Source organism: Mycobacterium sp. E735 (genome assembly GCF_001666955.1).
In the GTDB taxonomy this organism is placed as follows: Bacteria; Actinomycetota; Actinomycetes; order Mycobacteriales; family Mycobacteriaceae; genus Mycobacterium.
The window spans coordinates 1-19,056 of the sequence record NZ_LZIX01000276.1 but is presented as its reverse complement, the minus strand read 5'-3'; the positions used below and the strand labels follow the sequence as shown (position 1 = coordinate 19,056).

General features: G+C 68.5%; 19 protein-coding genes and 2 pseudogenes. 19 read left to right on the top strand and 2 right to left on the bottom strand.

Translation table 11 applies throughout. The features are described 5' to 3' along the window. Window positions 1–77: 77 nt before the first annotated feature. Both A5704_RS23010 and mtr read left to right on the top strand, forming a co-directional pair. Complete coding sequence (locus tag A5704_RS23010) at window positions 78–1,088, top strand: alpha/beta hydrolase (protein WP_082954944.1); 1,011 nt, start codon at window positions 78–80, stop codon at window positions 1,086–1,088. A gap of 4 nt (window positions 1,089–1,092) precedes the next feature. Then, a complete protein-coding gene (gene mtr / locus A5704_RS23005; protein ID WP_067891258.1) occupies window positions 1,093–2,472 on the top strand; it encodes a mycothione reductase in 1,380 nt (459 codons plus the stop codon). 169 nt (window positions 2,473–2,641) lie between these two features. Here mtr and A5704_RS23000 read toward each other — a convergent pair whose 3' ends face one another. Continuing rightward, window positions 2,642–3,133 carry a Fur family transcriptional regulator gene (locus tag A5704_RS23000; RefSeq protein ID WP_067749102.1) on the bottom strand — a complete coding sequence of 164 codons (492 nt, stop codon included), beginning with the start codon at window positions 3,131–3,133 and terminating at the stop codon, window positions 2,642–2,644. Between the two features lie 153 nt (window positions 3,134–3,286). Between A5704_RS23000 and A5704_RS22995 the strand changes: the two genes are divergently transcribed. From A5704_RS22995 to A5704_RS27945, 17 genes and pseudogenes are all read left to right on the top strand, one after another. After that, window positions 3,287–4,405, top strand: a complete 1,119-nt coding sequence (locus A5704_RS22995) for a HoxN/HupN/NixA family nickel/cobalt transporter (RefSeq protein ID WP_067749099.1) — start codon at window positions 3,287–3,289, stop codon at window positions 4,403–4,405. Between the two features lie 72 nt (window positions 4,406–4,477). Then, window positions 4,478–4,813 (top strand): hydrogenase maturation nickel metallochaperone HypA, encoded by a 336-nt coding sequence (locus A5704_RS22990; RefSeq protein ID WP_067749096.1) that lies wholly within the window; start codon window positions 4,478–4,480, stop codon window positions 4,811–4,813. Window positions 4,814–4,841: 28 nt separating this feature from the next. Next, on the top strand, window positions 4,842–5,612 hold the full coding sequence (hypB, locus tag A5704_RS22985; RefSeq protein WP_067749093.1) for a hydrogenase nickel incorporation protein HypB: 771 nt from the start codon (window positions 4,842–4,844) through the stop codon (window positions 5,610–5,612). A gap of 228 nt (window positions 5,613–5,840) precedes the next feature. Next, the gene (locus A5704_RS22980) at window positions 5,841–6,896 is read left to right on the top strand and encodes a hydrogenase expression protein HypE (RefSeq protein ID WP_067749089.1); all 1,056 of its coding nucleotides are present in this window, start codon (window positions 5,841–5,843) and stop codon (window positions 6,894–6,896) included. 73 nt (window positions 6,897–6,969) lie between these two features. Next, window positions 6,970–8,769, top strand: a complete 1,800-nt coding sequence (locus A5704_RS22975) for a nickel-dependent hydrogenase large subunit (protein WP_067891255.1) — start codon at window positions 6,970–6,972, stop codon at window positions 8,767–8,769. 6 nt (window positions 8,770–8,775) lie between these two features. Further along, the gene (locus tag A5704_RS22970) at window positions 8,776–9,678 is read left to right on the top strand and encodes a NifU family protein (protein ID WP_067891252.1); all 903 of its coding nucleotides are present in this window, start codon (window positions 8,776–8,778) and stop codon (window positions 9,676–9,678) included. Next, window positions 9,675–10,325, top strand: coding sequence for a DUF5947 family protein (locus A5704_RS22965; RefSeq protein ID WP_067891249.1), 651 nt, complete (start codon window positions 9,675–9,677; stop codon window positions 10,323–10,325). Before A5704_RS22970 ends, A5704_RS22965 begins: the two co-directional genes overlap by 4 nt. After that, complete coding sequence (locus tag A5704_RS22960; protein WP_067891246.1) at window positions 10,322–10,960, top strand: DUF6084 family protein; 639 nt, start codon at window positions 10,322–10,324, stop codon at window positions 10,958–10,960. The genes A5704_RS22965 and A5704_RS22960 overlap by 4 nt, the downstream gene beginning before the upstream one ends. After that, complete coding sequence (locus A5704_RS22955; RefSeq protein WP_067891243.1) at window positions 10,957–12,276, top strand: hypothetical protein; 1,320 nt, start codon at window positions 10,957–10,959, stop codon at window positions 12,274–12,276. Before A5704_RS22960 ends, A5704_RS22955 begins: the two co-directional genes overlap by 4 nt. Before the next feature lie 145 nt (window positions 12,277–12,421). Continuing rightward, window positions 12,422–12,919, top strand: coding sequence for a hydrogenase maturation protease (locus A5704_RS22950; protein WP_067891240.1), 498 nt, complete (start codon window positions 12,422–12,424; stop codon window positions 12,917–12,919). A gap of 3 nt (window positions 12,920–12,922) precedes the next feature. Then, complete coding sequence (locus tag A5704_RS22945; RefSeq protein ID WP_067748661.1) at window positions 12,923–13,189, top strand: HypC/HybG/HupF family hydrogenase formation chaperone; 267 nt, start codon at window positions 12,923–12,925, stop codon at window positions 13,187–13,189. A 1-nt stretch (window position 13,190) separates the two neighbouring features. Beyond that, window positions 13,191–15,524: a carbamoyltransferase HypF gene (gene hypF, locus A5704_RS22940; RefSeq protein WP_067891237.1), complete on the top strand. Its 2,334-nt coding sequence runs from the start codon at window positions 13,191–13,193 to the stop codon at window positions 15,522–15,524. A 3-nt stretch (window positions 15,525–15,527) separates the two neighbouring features. After that, the gene (locus A5704_RS22935; protein ID WP_067748665.1) at window positions 15,528–16,247 is read left to right on the top strand and encodes a HypC/HybG/HupF family hydrogenase formation chaperone; all 720 of its coding nucleotides are present in this window, start codon (window positions 15,528–15,530) and stop codon (window positions 16,245–16,247) included. Further along, window positions 16,244–16,918, top strand: a complete 675-nt coding sequence (locus tag A5704_RS22930; protein WP_067784581.1) for an SIS domain-containing protein — start codon at window positions 16,244–16,246, stop codon at window positions 16,916–16,918. Before A5704_RS22935 ends, A5704_RS22930 begins: the two co-directional genes overlap by 4 nt. Then, complete coding sequence (hypE, locus tag A5704_RS22925; RefSeq protein ID WP_067891234.1) at window positions 16,915–18,027, top strand: hydrogenase expression/formation protein HypE; 1,113 nt, start codon at window positions 16,915–16,917, stop codon at window positions 18,025–18,027. The genes A5704_RS22930 and hypE overlap by 4 nt, the downstream gene beginning before the upstream one ends. 66 nt (window positions 18,028–18,093) lie before the next feature. Further along, window positions 18,094–18,366: a HypC/HybG/HupF family hydrogenase formation chaperone gene (locus A5704_RS22920; protein WP_067748673.1), complete on the top strand. Its 273-nt coding sequence runs from the start codon at window positions 18,094–18,096 to the stop codon at window positions 18,364–18,366. A gap of 15 nt (window positions 18,367–18,381) precedes the next feature. Continuing rightward, a pseudogene (locus tag A5704_RS27945) lies at window positions 18,382–18,663 on the top strand (hydrogenase formation protein HypD); the annotation flags it as partial. Here the strand turns inward: A5704_RS27945 and A5704_RS22915 are convergent. Continuing rightward, window positions 18,657–19,056, bottom strand: a pseudogene (locus A5704_RS22915) (hydrogenase formation protein HypD); the annotation flags it as partial. The pseudogenes A5704_RS27945 and A5704_RS22915 sit on opposite strands and share 7 nt — an antisense overlap.

Genomic DNA, 19,056 nt, shown 5'->3' with positions numbered 1-19,056 from the left:
CCCAGGCTATCCCGAGGACAACCGGGCGCGAACGGCGTGCGGCTCCCGGCGACCAGCAAAACCTCTAAGCTGGCCTCGTGACTGGCTGGGTGCCCGACGTCCTGCCCGGTTATTGGCAGCGCACCATCCCCCTCGGGCCCGACCCGGTCGGCGAGGGCGAGATCGTCGCGACGCTGATCCGGCGCGGCGAGCCCACCGGCCCCTCGGGGACCGGCCACGCGGTGCTCGCCGTGCACGGCTACACCGACTACTTCTTCAACACCGCGCTGGCCGATCACTTCGCCGATCGCGGCTTCGCCTTCTACGCGCTGGACCTCCAGAAGTGCGGCCGTTCACGCCGCGACGGTCAGACGCCCCACTTCATCACCAACCTCGACGACTACGACGCCGAGCTGGAACACGCGCTGGCGGCCATTCGCGACCAAGACCGGCCCGCCAAGGTCCTGGTGTACGGCCATTCCTCCGGCGGGCTCATCGTGTCGTTGTGGCTGGACCGGCTTCGCCGGCGCGATGCGGCGGCGCACGCCGGCATCGGGGGTTTGGTGCTCAACAGCCCGTTCCTGGACCTGCACGGCCCGGCGGTCCTGCGACACAGCGTGACCTCGACGCTGATCGCGGGCCTGTCCCGGGTTCGGTCCAAGGGGGTGGTCCGGACGCCGACCGAGGGCGGCTACGGCACCACGCTGCACCGCGACTACCACGGCGAGTTCGACTACAACCTGCAGTGGAAACCGGTGGGCGGCTTCCCCATCACCCTCGGCTGGCTGCACGCCATTCGCCGCGGCCACGCCCGGCTGCACCGCGGACTGGACGTCGGGGTGCCCAACCTGATCCTGCGTTCGGATCACACTGTGCGAGAAACCAGCGACGCGGCGTCCATGCAACGCGGCGATGCGGTTCTCGACGTCACCCAGATCGCCCGACGGGCCGGCTGCATCGGGAACCACAGCACCATCGTTCCGATCGACGACGCCAAACACGACGTTTTCCTGTCGCTGCCGCAGCCGCGGCAGGCGGCCTATCGCCAGCTCGACCGCTGGCTGGACCACTACCTCAACGCCGACCGCACATCTTCGCAGAAGGGGTGACGGGGTGGAGACCTACGACATCGCGATCATCGGAAGCGGCTCGGGCAACAGCCTTCTCGACGATCGCTTCAACGGTAAACGAGTTGCGCTCTGCGAGCACGGCACGTTCGGCGGCACCTGCCTCAACGTCGGCTGCATCCCGACCAAGATGTTCGTCTACGCCGCCGAGGTCGCCACGACGATCCGGGACGCCGCGCGCTACGGGGTCGACGCGCACGTCGACCGGGTGCGCTGGGACGACATCGTCTCGCGCATCTTCGGGCGCATCGATCCGATCTCGATGAGCGGGGAAGACTATCGCCGCGCGTCGCCCAACGTCGACTTGTACAGCCGGCACGCCCGATTCGGGCCGGTCCAGCCCGACGGACGCTACCTGTTGCGCACCGACGCCGGTGAGGAGTTCACCGCCGACCAGGTGGTGATCGCGGCGGGGTCGCGGCCGGTCATCCCGCCGGCGATCCTCGACTGCGGCGTCGCCTACCACACCAGCGACACGATCATGCGGATCCCGGAGTTGCCCGAACACCTGGTGATCGTCGGGAGTGGCTTCGTGGCAGCGGAATTCGCGCATGTCTTCTCCGCCCTCGGCGTGCGCATGACGTTGGTCATCCGCGGCAGCTCGATGCTGCGACACTGTGACGACACCCTCTGCAAGCGCTTCACCCGCATCGCGGCGGCCAAATGGGAACTTCGCACCCACCGCAACGTCGTGGGCGGCACCAGCCACGATTCCGGCGTCGCCCTGCAACTGGACGACGGATCGACCCTTAACGCGGACCTGCTCCTGGTCGCGACCGGGCGCGTGCCCAACGCCGACCTGCTGGATGCCGAACAGGCCGGCGTCGACGTCGAGAATGGCCGGGTGGTGGTCGACGAATACCAACGCACCTCCGCCCGTGGGGTTTTCGCTCTCGGCGATGTCTCCTCGCCGTACCAGCTCAAGCACGTCGCCAACCACGAGGCCCGTGTCGTGGGGCACAACATCCTCCGCGACTGGGACGACACCGATGCGATGGTCACCACGGATCACCGCTACGTGCCATCGGCGGTATTCACCGATCCCCAGCTGGCGGCCGTCGGCCTGACCGAAAATCAGGCAATGGCAAAGGGATTCGACGTATCCGTCGCTATACACGACTACGGTGACGTCGCCTACGGTTGGGCCATGGAGGACACCACCGGGATTGTCAAGCTAATCGCCGAGCGAAGAACCGGGCGGCTGCTGGGCGCGCACATCATGGGTCCCCAGGCGTCATCGATCATCCAGCCGCTGATCCAGGCGATGAGCTTCGGGCTGACCGCCCCGCAGATGGCCCGTGGGCAGTACTGGATTCATCCCGGGCTGCCGGAAGTGGTCGAGAACGCTCTGCTGGATCTGTACTAGTGGCGATCGCCAGCGCGGCGCAGCCGGGCGCAGCGGGTCGCCACCATCGGGCTCGTGGCGATCGCCAGCGCGGCGCAGCCGGGCGCAGCGGGTCGCCACCATTCGGCCTAGTGGCGATCGCCAGCGCGGCTCAGCCGGGCGCAGCGGGTCGCCACCATCGGGCTCGTGGTCAGCGCCCCGAACGTTTGAGTGGCCCCTTGCCGTCCTGGCACTCGGGGCACAGCCCGTGCAGCGTCAGCCCCGCCGCCTCCGAGAGCGCAAAGGAGCTGCCCGCCATCGCGTGCTCGAGGGCCGAGCTGAGCTGCCGGGCGGGCACCTCGATGATCGAGCCGCACGACGTACACACGGCGTGGTGGTGTGGCGCGGTGGCCATCCCGTAGGTGGTGACACCGCCGTCGAGGGTCAGCGCGTGCAGCATCCCCTGCCCGACCAGGGTGGTCACCGTGCGATAGATGGTCGCCACGTCGGGGGCATGGGCGCCGTGCGGCAACGCGGCGCGCACCCGCTCGTGGATTTCCGCGACCGGCAGGTGCCCGTCGACGGGCTCGAGCACCGCCAGCACCTGAATACGCGAGGACATCCGCCGCAGCCCCCGGGCGCGCAGCAGATCACCGATCCGCGCGGCGACGGAAGGGTCCAGAGCCGACGGCTTCGGCGTCACCCGCCCAGTGTCGCGCCGCCCGGCGGGGCGCGCCAGTTTTCGGCCGAATTCACCTCCCGCACCGGGCGCCGGGTTTCCTGCGAGCGACTTGCATCTAGTCGGCGAACGCACATACAGTCGACCCGGTTGTTCCCTCATGCCGGAAGGACCACAGTGGCCGGTACTGAGCCCGACTGGTGGCCGTCATGGACGACCAAGCTTCGCACCGCCTTGACGGCGGCGGAGTGGTGGCGTCTCGCCTCGATGCTGGCGGTCATCGTCGCGCTCCATCTGATCGGCTGGCTCACCTTGGTGGCCCTGGTGGCCCCGGCGCAACTGAGCCTCGGCGGCAAGGCATTTGGTGTGGGCATCGGGCTGACGGCGTACACCCTGGGTATGCGGCACGCGTTCGACGCCGACCACATCGCCGCCATCGACAACACCACCCGCAAGCTGATGAACGACGGACAGCGACCGCTCGCGGTCGGGTTCTTCTTCTCGCTCGGACATTCCACGGTGGTCTTCGCGCTGGCGGTCCTACTGGCCTCCGGAGTCAAGACGATCGTCGGGCCGGTCCGGGACGACTCGTCGGCGCTGCACCACTACACGGGGCTGATCGGCACCGGCGTCTCCGGTGTGTTCCTCTATGCGATCGCCCTCCTCAACGTCGTCGTGCTGGTGGGCATCCTGCGGGTGTTCGCCCGGCTGCGCCGTGGCGACTACGACCACGAAACCGACGGCGCCGAACTGGAACGGCAGCTGGACAGCCGCGGCCTGATGAACCGGTTTCTCAGCCGCTTCACCAGATCGATCACCAAGTCGTGGCACTCCTACCCCGTCGGGGTGCTGTTCGGACTCGGCTTCGACACGGCGACCGAGATCGCGCTGCTGGTCCTCGCCGGCACCAGTGCCGCCGCCGGGCTGCCCTGGTACGCCATCCTGTGTCTGCCGGTGCTCTTCACCGCCGGGATGTGCCTGCTGGACACCATCGACGGCTCGTTCATGAACTTCGCCTATGGCTGGGCCTTTTCCAACCCGGTCCGCAAGATCTACTACAACATCACCATCACCGCTCTGTCGGTAGTGGTCGCGCTGCTGATCGGCAGCGTCGAACTCCTCGCGCTGTTCGCCGAGCAATTCGGCTGGCGCGGCCCGTTCTGGAACTGGATCGGCGGCTTGGACCTCAACACCGTCGGCTATTTCGTCGTGGGCGCGTTCGTCATCACCTGGGCGGCCGCCGTGCTGTTCTGGCGCTACGGCCGGCTGGAACAGAAGTGGACGCCCTCCCCCTGACACTGCTGCGCACGCGGGGCGTTCGGTGTAGAACAGTGCTCATGAGACCGCGGCGGACGCCGGTGATCGGCGGTGCATGAGCTGTCGCTCTGTGAAGCGATCGCCGATGTGGCCAAGACCCATGCCGACGGCCGGCACGTCGACGTGGTGCGGGTGCGGATCGGCGCACTGCGCCAGGTGGTGCCCGAATCGCTCTCGTTCTGCTGGACGCTGGTGCGCGACGCCGAGAACATGCCGGAGGCCGAGCTGGAACTCGAGTGCGTCGGCGCCGAGGTGAGCTGCCGCGCCTGCGGCCGGCGATCGGAGATCACATCCGCCTGGTCGATCTGGTGCCCGCGGTGCGACAGTTCCGACGTCGAGGTGCTGCACGGCAACGAGTTCTTGGTTACGTCGCTGGACGTCTCATGAAAAGCGCCTTTTCCGAACGGATTTGACCATGGGCAGATTTCATCGGCATGACGACGGAACGGTGCACTCCCACGAGCACGACGATCCGGATCACCGGCACGGCGACCACGGCCAATACCGGACCGGCAAGCAGCGGGTCGACGTGCTGGAGGCGATCTTCGCCGAGAACGACCTCCTCGCCGACGCCAACCGGGCGGCGTTCGAAGACAACGGGGTGCGCACGCTGAACCTGATGAGTTCGCCGGGATCGGGCAAGACGACCATCCTGCAGGCCACGCTCGACGAGCTCGCCGGCGAGCTTGCCATCGGGGTGATCGAAGGCGACATCGCCACCGATCTCGACGCGGCCAAGCTCCGGGGGCGTGGCGCCCAGATCTCACTGCTCAACACCAGCAACGGTTTTGGCGGCGAATGCCATCTCGACGCGCCGATGGTGAATCGCGCCCTGCCCGGTCTCGACCTTCCCGCGCTGGACCTGGTGATCATCGAGAACGTCGGCAACCTGGTCTGCCCGGCGGAGTTCGACGTCGGCGAGCACGCCAAGGCCATGGTGTACTCGGTGACCGAGGGCGAGGACAAGCCGCTGAAGTATCCGGTGATGTTCCGTTCCGTGGATGTGGTGCTGCTCAACAAGATTGACTTGGTTCCCTACCTCGACGTGGACGTCGACGAATACATCGCCCACGTGCGCAAGGTCAATGCGACCGCGGCAATCCTGCCGCTGAGTGCGCGCACCGGAGCCGGGATGGCCGCATGGTTCGGCTGGCTGCGGCGATTCGCCGCGGGGCCGGCGGCCTGACCGCCCCTTCTGCAAGCGATTCGCATGATTTTCCGGCCGCGGGCCCGGTCGTCACCCCCCGCGCCGCAGACCGAAAAATTATGCAACGGTTGTCTAACTAGTTGGTGCCGCAGAACCGTTGACACGCTCGGCGGCGAGGAGTAGACCCAAAAATTAGCGCTGCGCAAGTGGGCCGACGGTCGACTCCGGCGGCGCAGGGGTCTCAGCCCGGCCCCGGAAAGCTGCAGCATGCCAACAGAAGCAGCAGTCAAAGCAGAAGAAACGTTGATCCACGTTCTCTGGATTAATGCGGGGCTCAGTTGTGACGGCGATTCGGTGGCGTTGACTGCCGCCACCCAACCCTCGGTCGAGGAGATCGCCCTGGGGGCTCTACCGGGGCTTCCGAAAGTCGCTGTGCACTGGCCCCTAATCGATTTCGAGTGCGGCCCCAATGGCGGGGCAGACGACTTCCTGTCGTGGTTCTTCAAGGCCGATCGCGGCGAGCTGGAACCCTTCGTGCTCGTCGTCGAAGGATCCATCCCCAACGAGAAGCTCAAGGACGAGGGCTACTGGTGCGGGTTCGGCAACGACCCCGCGACCGGCCAGCCGATGACCACCAGCGAATGGCTCGACCGGCTGGCGCCCAAGGCCACCGCGATCGTCGCGGTCGGCACGTGCGCCACCTACGGCGGCATCCACGCCATGGCCGGCAATCCGACGGGGGCGATGGGCGTACCCGACTATCTCGGGTGGGAGTGGAAGAGCAAGGCCGGCATCCCGATCGTGTGCGTGCCGGGCTGCCCGATCCATCCCGACAACCTGTCCGAGACGCTGACCTATTTGCTCTACATGGCGACCGGTCAGGCGCCGATGATTCCGCTCGACGATGCGCTGCGGCCCAAGTGGTTGTTCGGCAACACCGTCCACGAGGGTTGTGACCGGGCTGGGTACTACGAGCAGGGCGACTTCGCCACCGAATACGGATCACCGAAATGCATTGTGAAACTGGGCTGTTGGGGCCCGGTCGTCAAGTGCAACGTGCCCAAGCGCGGATGGATCAACGGTGTCGGCGGCTGCCCCAACGTGGGTGGCATCTGCATCGGATGCACCATGCCGGGGTTCCCCGACAAGTTCATGCCCTTCATGGACGAACCGCCGGGCGGCAAGTTATCGAGCACCGCGTCGGGACTGTACGGCACCGTGATTCGCAACCTGAGGGGTATCACGGGACGCACCGTCGACAAGGAGCCGCGCTGGCGCCACAACGGCGATCAACTAACCACCGGGGCGCGCCGCACCTGGTAGGCCACCTCGGCTACCGGGTCGGCGCGCTTCGTTCTCATCACTGGAGCCCCTGGGGGCGGAGAGCGGTACTGCAATGGCAACCATCACCCCTGAACCCATGCACGCCAAGCGGGAACCCGGCCAACTCGTCGACATGGCCTGGGACCCCATCACCAGAATCGTCGGCAGCCTGGGTATCTACACCAAGATCGACTTCGAGAACCGAGAGGTCGTCGAGTGCCACAGCACCTCGTCGATTTTCCGCGGCTACTCGATCTTCATGAAGGGCAAGGATCCTCGCGACGCGCACTTCATCACCAGCCGCATCTGCGGGATCTGCGGCGACAACCACGCCACCTGCTCGTGCTACGCGCAGAACATGGCCTACGGCGTCAAGCCGCCGCACCTGGGCGAGTGGATCGTCAACCTGGGCGAGGCCGCGGAATACATGTTCGACCACAACATCTTCCAGGAGAACCTGGTCGGCGTGGACTTCTGCGAAAAGATGGTCTCCGAGACCAACCCGAGCGTTCTCGCCCTGGCGGAGAAGACGCCTGCCCCGCAGGCCGGCGCGCACGGGTACCGGACGATCGCCGACATCATGCGCTCGCTCAACCCGTTCACCGGCGAGTTCTACCGCGAGGCGCTGGCGGTCAGCCGCTGGACGCGAGAGATGTTCTGCCTCATGGAGGGCCGCCACGTGCACCCGTCGACGCTGTACCCCGGGGGGGTCGGCACCGTCGCGACCATCCAGCTGATGACCGACTACATGACCCGGCTGATGCGCTACGTGGAGTTCATGAAGAAGGTCGTGCCCATGCACGACGACCTGTTCGACTTCTTCTACACCGCGCTGCCCGGTTACGAGAAGGTCGGACTGCGCCGCACGCTGCTCGGCTGCTGGGGCTCTTTCCAGGACCCCGAGGTGTGCAACTTCGCGTACAAGGACATGGAGCGCTGGGGCAACGCGATGTTCGTGACCCCGGGCGTGGTGGTCGACGGCAAGCTGGTCACCCACTCGCTGGTCGACATCAACCTTGGCATCCGGATCCTTTTGGGCAGTTCGTATTACGACGACTGGACCGACCAGGAGATGTTCGTCAAGACCGATCCGCTCGGCAACGCCGTGGACCGGCGGCACCCGTGGAACCAGCACACCAACCCCCACCCCCAGAAGCGGGACATGGAGGGCGGCAAGTACAGCTGGGTGATGTCGCCGCGCTGGTTCGACGGCAAGGACCACCTGGCGCTGGACACCGGCGGCGGCCCGCTGGCCCGGTTGTGGGCGACCGCGCTGGCGGGGCTGGTCGACATCGGCTATGTCAAGGCGACCGGGAACAGCGTCAAGATCAACCTGCCGAAGACGGCGCTCAAGGGTCCGGTGGAGCTGGAATGGAAGATCCCCCAGTACGGCAGCAACACGATCGAACGCGACCGGGCGCGCACCTACTTCCAGGCCTATGCGGCCGCGTGCGGGCTGTACTTCGCCGAGAAGGCGCTCGAGGAGATCCGCGCCGGGCGCACCAAGACCTGGGAGCGGTTCGAGGTGCCCGACGAGGCCATCGGCTGCGGGTTCACCGAGGCGGTCCGCGGTGTGCTCAGCCACCACCTGGTGATCCGGGACGGCAAGATCGCCAACTACCACCCGTACCCGCCCACCCCGTGGAACGCCAACCCCCGCGACAGCTACGGCACGCCGGGGCCGTACGAGGACGCGGTGCAAGGCCAGCCGATCTTCGAGGAGAACGGCCGGGACGACTTCAAGGGCATCGACGTGATGCGCACGGTGCGCAGCTTCGATCCCTGCCTGCCCTGCGGCGTGCACATGTATCTGGGAAAGGGCAAGACCCTCGACAGACTGCACACACCGACACAGTCGCCCGCCGGGGAGTGATCGAAGGTGGATCGCCCGGACACCATTGACGAAAGCGAGGCACGGTGGCGCACAGCGGGCGATCGGATCCAGAACCTCCTGGATTCCTGCGCGGCGAGTGGGCCGGCCGCCCGGGACCGCGCGACTGAGTTGGTCCGCGAGGTGGTCGGCCTCTACGGGGCCGGGCTGCAACGGATCATGCAGTGCCTGGGGCAGGCCGGGGACCCGGGCATAGCCGAGCGGCTGGCCACCGACGACCTGGTGGCCAGCCTGCTCCTTGTCCACGGTCTGCACCCGCACGATGTACACCGGCGGGTGTCCGACGCGCTCGACCGGGTGCGGCCGTACCTGGGCTCGCACGGCGGGGACGTCGACCTCGTCGGCGTCGACGGCGATACCCTGCGGCTGGCGTTCAAAGGGAGCTGCAAGAGCTGTCCGTCGTCGGCGGTGACGCTGGAGTTGGCCGTCGAGGACGCGGTGCGCGCCGCGGCACCCGAGATCTCGGCCATCGAGGTCGTCACGGCCCAGCCCGGAACCACATCGGTAATCCCGGCCGAATCGCTGCTGGCGCGCGTACATTCCAACGGGTCCAACAGCTGGCACCCGGCGCCGGAGCTGGCCGAGCTGGCGCCAGGTGAGGTGGCCGGCTATCGGGTCGCCGCAACCACCGTGCTGGCGTGCCGGGTCGGCGACCAGACCTTTGCGTACCGCGACCATTGCCCGGTGTGCAACACCACCCTGGCCGGTGCGAAATTACATGGGGCGCAACTGCGCTGCCCCAACTGCCGGACGGACTTCGACGCGGTACACGCCGGGGCCGGGGCGAACGGCGCGCATCTGGACCCGCTCCCGCTCTTGACCCGCGACGGCGTGCTGTCGGTGGCCTTGCCGGCCCACGAACCGGTGCACGCGATGGGCGCCCCGGCATGACCACCCCGTACGACGTCCTGACCCGCATCCGCAGCAACCGGCCGGCCCCCGAACCGGCCGGCGAGCGGTGCGAGATGTGCTCGGAATCGATCGCCGACGAGCACCAGCACGTGGTCAACGTGGCCGACCGGCAGCTCATGTGTGTCTGCCGGGCCTGCTATCTGCTGTTCACCGATACCCAGGCCGAACTGCGCTACCGCGCGGTGCCCGACCGGTATCTGTCCTTCCCGGACTTCGCGCTGGACCGACGCGCATGGGAGGCATTGCAGATCCCTGTGGGGGTGGCCTTCTTCTTCGCCAACTCCACGCTCGGGCGCACCGTCGCCTTCTACCCCGGGCCGGCCGGCGCCTGCGAATCCGAACTCGCGCTTGATGTTTGGGATACCCTGAGCGGCGCCGACGCACGGGTGGGACTGCTGGCCGACGACGTGGAGGCGTTGTTGGTGCGGGTCCCCGACACCGGTCCGCCGCAGACCTATCTGGTCCCCATCGACGCCTGTTACGAATTCGTCGGGCGGCTGCGCATCCTGTGGCGTGGGTTCGACGGCGGGCAGGAGGCGCGCGAGTTCATCGACGGCTTCTTCTCCCACCTGCAAGCCCACGCGCTGGAAACACCTTCCGACACACCTTCTGAAACACCGCCATGATGGACATCGACTTCACGGTCCTCGACGTGGCGCCCGAGCCGTACACCGTCAGCCCGGTGCTGACCGCCCGCATAGCGGTGACCACCGGCGACGACCCGGTGCACGCGATCGCCCTGCGCTGCCAGGTCCGCATCGAGCCGTTGCGGCGGTCCTACTCCGACGACGAGGCCGCGGGGCTGACCGACCTGTTCGGTCCGCGCGAACGCTGGGCGAGCACCCAGCGCACCTTCCTCTGGCAGCACTGCACCGCGATGGTGCCCGGGTTCACCGGCACCACGACGGCGGCGCTTCCCCTGGATTGCACCTACGACTTCGAGGTCGCGGCCGCCAAATACCTGCACGCGCTGCGCGACGGTGCGCTGCCGCTCCAATTCCTCTTCAGCGGAACGGTTTTCGTTAAATCCGAACGCGGCTTCTCCGTCCAGCAGGTCCCGTGGGACTGCGAATACCGCTACGACATGCCGGTCACGGTCTGGCGGCAGCTGATGGCCCAGCACTATCCGAACGCCGGCTGGCTGCGGCTGAGTCACGAAACAATCAGCGCGCTGGCCGCCTACAAGTCCGCACGCGGGCTGCTCGACCTCGACCACGCGGTCACCTCACTGTTGGACGCGGACCGGGAGACGGCGCGGTGACCGAGGATCGGGACCGGGCCCGCGCCGTCGCCGACGCGGTCCTCTACGAGGGCTACCTGCTCTATCCCTACCGCGGGACGTCGACCAAGAACCAATCTCGCTGGCAATTCGGCGTCCTGGGACCGCCCGGGGCGGCGGACGCGGGCCTGGGCGAGGACGACAGCCTGGCCGCGCAGTTCCTGGTCGACGGGGCCGGGGAGCTGAACCTGGTGGTGCGATTCCTGCAGCTCCAACACCGCCGGGCCGAGCGGGAAGTCGCCCACGGCGAATACCAACCCGTCGACGAGCTGACGACCCCGGGTGGTGCGTGGCTCACCTGGGACGAGGCGGTCGAGTGCGAAAGGTCCTTCGGCCCTGTCGCCTTGGACGGGCAAACCTGGACACTGTCGGTGACGGCGGACGCGGGCACGGACGTCGAGACGCTTGATGGCGGGCGCCTGGTGCGCCAACGACGGGAGGTGCGTGGCGTGTTGACGGTCGCCAGCGAGGCGGACGGCGGCCTGTGCCGGGTATCCGTGCGGGTCCGCAACGTCGGCGCCGCCGCTGTGGACAAGAGCGACGCGATCGCGCGGTCCATGATCGGCACGCACCTCATCGCCGAACTCGGGCGCGGGCAGTTCGTTTCGCTACTCGAGCCACCACCGGCGGCGGTCGACGCGGTGTCCCGGTGCGTTCAGCATCGCTGCTTCCCGGTGCTGTCCGGCCCGCCCGGCGCACACGACTCGCTGCTGATCTCGCCGATCATCCTCTACGACCACCCGGAGGTCGCCGAACAGAGCGATACCGCGCTGTATGACTGCACGGAGATCGACGAGATCCTCACCCTGCGCGTGATGACGATGACGGACGAGGAGAAGGCCCAGGCCCGGGCCACCGATCCGCGGGCGGCGCGGATCATCGATCAGTGCGAGGCCATGTCTCCCGAGGCGATGGCTCGCCTGCACGGTGTGTTGCGCGACCCGGTCCCGGGTCTCGTCCCGGAGGTTCCCGAGGGGGTCGATTGGTGGGACCCACTGGCCGACAACGCGGTTCGTCCCGAAATCGACGCGGTGTTGGTGAACGGGATCCGGGTGGCGCGCGGTAGCCAGGTTCGGTTGCGGCCGAGGCGAAACGCCGACGCGCAGGACATCTTCGTCGCCGGCAAGACGGCCCGCGTCACCTCCGTGCACTCCGACGTCGAGGGCAACAAGCACGTCGGCGTCGTCGTCGAGGACGACCCGGCCGCCGACCTGCACGACTGGTACGGCCGGTACCTGTACTTCTCCCCCGACGAAATCGAGCCTGTGGAAGGTCAACGCAGCCCGGCAAACTCGTGAAAGGAGTTTTCAGATGGAGATCCTCGGTTGGATATTCGTCGCGATCATCGCATTGGTGCTCGCGGCCGGATTGGTGCTTGGGGTGGTATCCCTGCCCGATGCTCGCCGGTACCTCAAGCTCAGGCGGATGTAACCGGCCCGGGGAATGACAGCGCGCATCCTGGTAGCCGGCATCGGCAACATCTTCCTGGGCGACGACGGCTTCGGGTCCGAAGTGATCCGCACCGCCGAGATCTCCCGGGACGATCCGAGTGTCCGCGTCACCGACTACGGCATCAGTGGCATGCACCTGGCCTACGACCTGCTCGAGGACTGGGACACGCTCGTCCTCGTCGACGCCGTGCCCAGCCGCGGCAACCCGGGCACGTTGCACGTCTTCCAGGCCGACCATGAATCGAATTCGGCCACAACCGGTTTCGACGGTCACAGCATGGATCCGGCCGCGGTGTTCGCCAGCCTGCGGGCGCTGGGCGGCAATCCCCCGTACACGGTCGTCGTCGGGTGCGAGGCGGGCAGCGTCGAGGAAGGCATCGGCCTCACCGAACCGGTGGCCAGGGCGGTTCCCCGCGCCGCGCGCGCCGTCGAGGAGATCGTCGCGGCGCTGCAGTCACACCCGGTGGCCGCCGGCCGAGAGGACCGCTGAGCCATGTGTTTGGGGATCCCCGGCCAAGTTATCCGGATGCTGGACGGCTACGAGGGCCAGCTCGCGCTGGTCGACGTCACCGGCGAACAGCGCAAGGTCAACGTCGGCATGCTGCCGGAAGAGACGTTCGCGCCCGGCGACTGGATAATCATCCACATGGGCTTCGCCGTCGAGAAGACGGACCGCGAGGGCGCCGAGCAGGCGATGGCCGGCCTCGAGCTGATGGGCAGGGGCCGCACCGACCCGTTCGACCTTCCGGAGGACGGCTGAAATGACCGCGTCCCCCCTGCTGCTGCGGCACGACGACATTCGGCAGCGCTTCACCGTGACCGGTGTCGTGCAGGGGGTTGGCTTCCGGCCTTTCGTCCACCGCATCGCGACCGAGCTCGGCTTGTCCGGTTTCGTCGGGAACGATTCCGGCGCCGTCTTCGTCGAGGTGCAGGGCGAACGGGCACGCCTGGCCGAATTCGGCCGGCGCCTGCGCGCAGAGGCGCCGCCGCTGGCCCGAATCAGCGACGTTACGGTCCGCGAGGTTGCCGCCGATGCCGGCTGCGGGCGGGGGTTCCGGATCGTGGCCAGCCGGGCCGCCCCCGGTGGAACGACTCCGATTCCGCCCGACGTCGCGGTGTGTGAGGACTGCGTAGCCGAGTTGTTCGACCCGCGCGACCGGCGCTACCGCCACCCGTTCGTCACCTGCACCAACTGCGGACCGCGATTCACCATCATCCGCGAGTTGCCCTACGACCGGCCGGCCACCACCATGGCGGGGTTCGCCATGTGTGAACGCTGCGCCGCCGAATACCACGACCCGGCGGATCGCCGGTTCCACGCGCAGCCCATCGCCTGCCCCGATTGCGGGCCGTCCCTGCGGTTCCGGTCGGCGGCGGGGCCCGTCGACGGGGCGGACGCCGCGCTGGCGGCCGGCCAACGCGCGCTGGCCTCGGGCGCCGTGGTCGCCATCAAGGGCATCGGCGGCTACCACCTGGCCTGCGCCGCCGTCGACGACACGGCGGTCGCCGCGCTGCGCATGCGAAAAGCCCGCGGTGCCAAGCCTTTTGCCATGATGGTTCGCGACCTCGACGTCGCGCGCCGCTACGCCTACGTCGATGACACCGAGGCGGCGGTGCTGCTCGGCCCCGCCCGCCCGATCGTGTTGCTCAAGCGCCGGCCGGACGCCCCGGTCGCCGACGGGGTCGCCCCCGGCAGCCCATTGCTCGGCCTGATGCTGCCGTACTCCCCCCTGCATCACCTGCTCCTGGCGCCCGTCCCGGGCGCCCCCGCGCCGGTGCCCGACGCACTCGTGCTCACCAGCGCCAACCGCTCCGACGAACCCATCTGCTTCACCGACGACGATGCGGCACAGCGCCTTCCGGCGCTCTGCGATGCGACCCTGGACCACGACCGCCCGATCCATGTCCCGTGCGACGACTCGGTGGTCCGTGTGGTCGACGGTCGCGAACTGCCGATCCGCCGCTCCCGTGGCTACGCGCCGCTGCCGGTCGACCTGAATATCCCCGGCCCGCCCGTGCTGGCCGTCGGCGGGGAATTGAAGAACACGTTCTGCCTCACCGACGGCCCGCGGGCGTACCTGTCCGGGCACATCGGCGACATGGGCACCTGGGAGACGCTGCGCGCGTTCGAGCGGGCGGTGACCCAGCTCAGCGAAATACGCGGCGAGCCGGCGCGGTTGGCCGCCGATCTGCATCCCGGGTACCACACCCGAAGCTGGGCTGAGCGTCGCGCGGACGCCCGACCGCTGGACCTCGTTCAGCACCACCACGCGCACGTCGTGTCGCTGCTGGCCGAGCACCGACGCCTCGGCGAACCCGTCATCGGCGTCTCCTTCGACGGCACCGGCTACGGATGCGACGAGACCATCTGGGGCGGCGAAATTCTGCGGCTCGGCACCGACAGCCACCGATTCGTCCGGGCGGGCCACCTGCTGCCGGTCCCGCTGCCCGGCGGTGACGCCGCGGTGCGCAACCCATGGCGGATGGCGCTGTCCCAATTGTGGTCCGCCGGCATCGGCTGGACCCCCGACCTGGCGCCCGTCGCCGCCGCGAATCGAGACGAATTACGCATCACCCGTTCACAATTGGAGACGGGAACCGGATGCGTGCCCTGTTCGAGCATGGGCCGCCTCTTCGACGCGGTCGCCTCGCTGCTCGGGGTGCGGCACCGCATCGACTACGAAGGCCAGGCCGCCATCGAGCTGGAGGCACTGGCGGAATCGGCGGACGCGCAGGACGGGCCGCCGCTGCCGCTCACCGTGCGCGCCGACGGGGTGATCGACCCCGCCCCCCTGGTGCGGGCGTTGGTGTCCGCGCTCGGCGCCGGCGCGCGACCCGCGCCGCTGGCCGCGGCGTTTCACCGGGCCGTCGCGGTCGCCGTCGCCGAGGCGGTCGCCCAGGTGGCCGGCACCACCCGGCTGGTGGGGCTTACCGGCGGGGTGTTCCAGAACGTGTTGTTGCTGAGAGCATGTCGAGAACGGTTGCGGCTGGCCGGGTTCGAGGTGCTGACCCACCACGCCGTGCCGCCGAACGACGGCGGACTCGCCCTGGGCCAGGCCGCGATCGCCATGCTGACCGCGCAGGAGGAGGGCTGACCCATGACCACCACGGCCATCGATCGCGGGCTGGGCGCCGAGTTGGCCGAAGACCTCGCTGCCACCGCCTTCACGCTGGCCAGGCGCTTCGCCGCCGGCGCCACCATGTGGTCCATCGCGCCGTCGTGGGAACCGCACGCGCTGCACATCGCGGTCGAATTCGTCCACCCGGTCATCATGGGCAAAAGAGCGCTGCCCGCGGTGGCGTTGACCGGGCCCGACCTCGTGGACCTGGTGCGGGTCTCGGTGCGCCCCGGCGACATCGTGGTCGCGGTTGCCGGCGCCGACGAGGCGCAGGTCCGCTCCGTGATGCGGCGCGCACCCGCGTGGGGGGCCACTACGATCTGGATCGGCAGCGGCGAACGGCCCCCTGCGGGGATGGCCGACCACGTGCTGTGGCTCGACGACCCCGACCCGCGCGTGCCCGCGACCGGTGGCTTCGTGCTGTTCTACCACCTGCTGTGGGAGCTGACCCACGTGTGTTTCGAACACCCCGGCCTGCTCAAACCCGAACACTCCGAGTCGGTTTGCGTCACGTGCAGCGACGAGGGACGCCCCGGCGAGGCGGTGACCGCGTCGGCCGACGGGCACGCCGTCGTGCGCACCGCGCGGGGCGTGGAGACCGTGGTGACCACGCTGATCGAGCCGGTCGAAGCCGGCGAGCTGATCCTCGTGCACGCGGGCATGGCGATCGGCAGACTGGAAGACGAGGAGGGCCGATGAGTCCCGCGGACGAACCCACCAACTTCCTGTACCCGTTCATCGACGCCCAGGAAGACGATCCCGCCTCCCTGCTGGCCGACCTGGCCGCGTCGGCGCAGGCCAAGGCCGCCGAGAGCCTGGCACTGCGGCGATCGACGCTGGAGGCCAACGCCGCACTGCTCGGTCAGGCGGCCGCCGAGCTGGCGCGCCGTTTCACCGCGGGCGGGCGGATGTTCACCTTCGGCAACGGCGGCAGCTGCACCGATTCCACCACGCTGGCAAGGCTGTTCGCCCGGCCCCCGGTCGGCAAGCCGTTACCCGCGTGGCCGCTGACCACCGACCAGGCCATCCTGACCGCGCTGGGCAACGACGTCGGATTCGAGTTGGTGTTCGCCCGGCAGTTGATCGCCCGCGCGACCGCCGGTGACATCGCGATCGCCATGTCGACCAGCGGCGGCTCGCCCAACCTGCTCGCCGCGCTGGCCGAAGCGCGTCAGCGCGGCCTGTACACCATCGGATTCGCCGGCTACGACGGCGGCGCCTTCGCGAACAACCCGGATGTGGACGCCTGCTTCATCGTCCGTTCGCAAAGCGTGCACCGGATCCAGGAATCGCAGGCGCTGCTGGGCTACCAGCTGTGGCGCAGCGTGCATCAACATCTCCGCGGCGAGCACGGTCTGGGGGCGGCATGAACAAGTCGGCGGGTGAATACCTTTCGTCGGGGCCACGCTTCGCCGAGGGCGAGGTGATCGAGCGGATCGAATCGTTCCGCAGGCGCCGCCCCCGCCTCCTCGACGACCACGTGACGCTCGCGCACGGCGCGGGCGGCAAGGCCTCCGCGGCGCTGGTGGACGCCGTGTTCATGGAGGCGTTTCGCAACCCGCTGCTGGAGTCACTCGGTGACAGCGCGGTCCTGACCCTGCCCGGCGGCGAGCGCCTGGCGATGTCCACGGACTCGTTCGTGGTGCAGCCCAGGCGCTTTCCCGGCGGCTCCATCGGCGCGCTCGCCGTGCACGGCACCTGCAACGACCTCGCGATGGCCGGCGCCGTGCCGTCGTGGATCTCGGCGGCGTTCGTGCTCGAAGAGGGTTTTCCCATCGCCGAGTTGAAGGAGATCGTCGCCGACATGGCGGCGGCGGCCGCCACGGCGGGCGTGCGAATCGTCACCGGCGACACCAAGGTGGTGCCGAAGGGCGCCGCCGACGGGGTGTTCGTCACCACCGCCGGGGCCGGTGTCATTCCCGCGGGGCGCGCGCTGTCTGCGGCGGCGGTGCGGCCCGGTGACAAGCTGCTGCTGTCGGGGTCGATGGGCGACCACGGCATGGCGGTCATGCTCGCGCGCGGCGACCTGGCCATCGAGGCCGACATCGCCTCCGACACCGCGTCGGTCAGCCCCCTGGTGGAGCTGCTGATGGCGGCCGCGCCGTCCACCCGGTGGATGCGCGACGCGACGCGGGGCGGGGTGGGCACCGTGTGCAACGAACTGGCCCAGGCCTGCGGCCTCGGCGTGCTGCTCGAAGAGGAGCGGCTTCCGGTGGCGCCCATGGTGAACGGCGCCTGCGAGCTGCTCGGTATCGACCCGCTGTACGTCGCCAACGAGGGCAAGTTCATCGCCGTCGTGGCGCCGCAGGAGGCGGACGCCGGGCTGGCCGCGCTGCGGTCGCACCCGCTGGGCACCGGCGCGGCCGAGGTCGGCGAAATCGTCGCCGAACCAGCCGAAAGCGTGGTGCTGCGAACCGGATTCGGCGGCACGCGGATCGTCGACATGCTCGTCGGAGATCCGCTGCCGCGGATCTGTTGAGGGCGTGGCGATCGCAAGCGCGGCGGAGCCGGGCGCAGCGGGTCGCCACCAGAGAGGAGTACGAAAGTGTGCCTGGGCATTCCGGGTCGGATCGTCGAGATCACCGATCCCGCAAACTATTTGGCCAAGGTGGACGTGAGCGGGGTGCAGCGCACCATCAGCGTGCGGCTGCTGGAGGACGACATGCCCGAGCCTGACGACTGGGTACTGGTCCACGTCGGGTTCGCGATGGCCAAAATCGACGAGACCGAGGCATTGCTCACCCTGGCGGCCGTCCAGAAACTCGGCGACGCCTACGACACCGAGATTCAAGCCTTCGACTCGTCGTCGATCGTCTGAGAAGGAAGGACCGTCATGAAATTCGTTGACGAGTTCCGCGACCCGGCCGCGGCGCGAAAGCTGCTGGGCGCCATCGGGCGACTTGCCGGCACCGACGGTGCGCAGTTCAAGTTCATGGAGGTGTGCGGCGGTCACACGCACACCATCTACCGGCATGGCATCGAGCACCTGCTGCCCGAGAACGTCGAACTCGTGCACGGCCCCGGGTGTCCGGTCTGCGTGATCCCGATGGGCCGCATCGACGACGCGATGTGGCTGGCCGGCCAGCCCGACGTGATATTCACCTGCTTCGTCGACACGTGCCCGGGGCCGATGAACCCCGACAGTCGCAGGTCCGGCGATTCCAGGATGGCCTTGATCGGCGGGACGATCATCACGTGGTTGCAGAACACGCTGAAATTGGTCAGCCCCTGTTCGCGCGCCCGTACCAGGGTCACGGCCGTCGACGGCGCGGTCGTCTCGAAACCGATGGCGAAGAACACCACATGCTTGTCCGGGTTGTCGAGCGCGATCTTCAGCGCGTCCAGCGGCGAGTAGACGAACCGCACGTCGGCCCCGCGCGCCTTGGCGTCCAGCAGGCTGCCGTTGGAGCCGGGGACGCGCATCATGTCGCCGAAGCAGGTGAATATCACGTCGGGCTGGCCGGCCAGCCACATCGCGTCGTCGATGCGGCCCATCGGGATCACGCAG

Excerpts from the sequence above, each read along its gene's own strand:
- hypB (WP_067749093.1), top strand. The coding sequence starts at position 4,842 with ATGGGCAGATTTCATCGGCATGACGACGGAACGGTGCACTCCCACGAG.
- A5704_RS22980 (WP_067749089.1), top strand. The coding sequence starts at position 5,841 with ATGCCAACAGAAGCAGCAGTCAAAGCAGAAGAAACGTTGATCCACGTT.
- A5704_RS22975 (WP_067891255.1), top strand. The coding sequence starts at position 6,970 with ATGGCAACCATCACCCCTGAACCCATGCACGCCAAGCGGGAACCCGGC.
- A5704_RS22965 (WP_067891249.1), top strand. The coding sequence starts at position 9,675 with ATGACCACCCCGTACGACGTCCTGACCCGCATCCGCAGCAACCGGCCG.
- A5704_RS22960 (WP_067891246.1), top strand. The coding sequence starts at position 10,322 with ATGATGGACATCGACTTCACGGTCCTCGACGTGGCGCCCGAGCCGTAC.
- A5704_RS22950 (WP_067891240.1), top strand. The coding sequence starts at position 12,422 with ATGACAGCGCGCATCCTGGTAGCCGGCATCGGCAACATCTTCCTGGGC.
- A5704_RS22945 (WP_067748661.1), top strand. The coding sequence starts at position 12,923 with ATGTGTTTGGGGATCCCCGGCCAAGTTATCCGGATGCTGGACGGCTAC.
- hypF (WP_067891237.1), top strand. The coding sequence starts at position 13,191 with ATGACCGCGTCCCCCCTGCTGCTGCGGCACGACGACATTCGGCAGCGC.
- A5704_RS22935 (WP_067748665.1), top strand. The coding sequence starts at position 15,528 with ATGACCACCACGGCCATCGATCGCGGGCTGGGCGCCGAGTTGGCCGAA.
- A5704_RS22930 (WP_067784581.1), top strand. The coding sequence starts at position 16,244 with ATGAGTCCCGCGGACGAACCCACCAACTTCCTGTACCCGTTCATCGAC.
- hypE (WP_067891234.1), top strand. The coding sequence starts at position 16,915 with ATGAACAAGTCGGCGGGTGAATACCTTTCGTCGGGGCCACGCTTCGCC.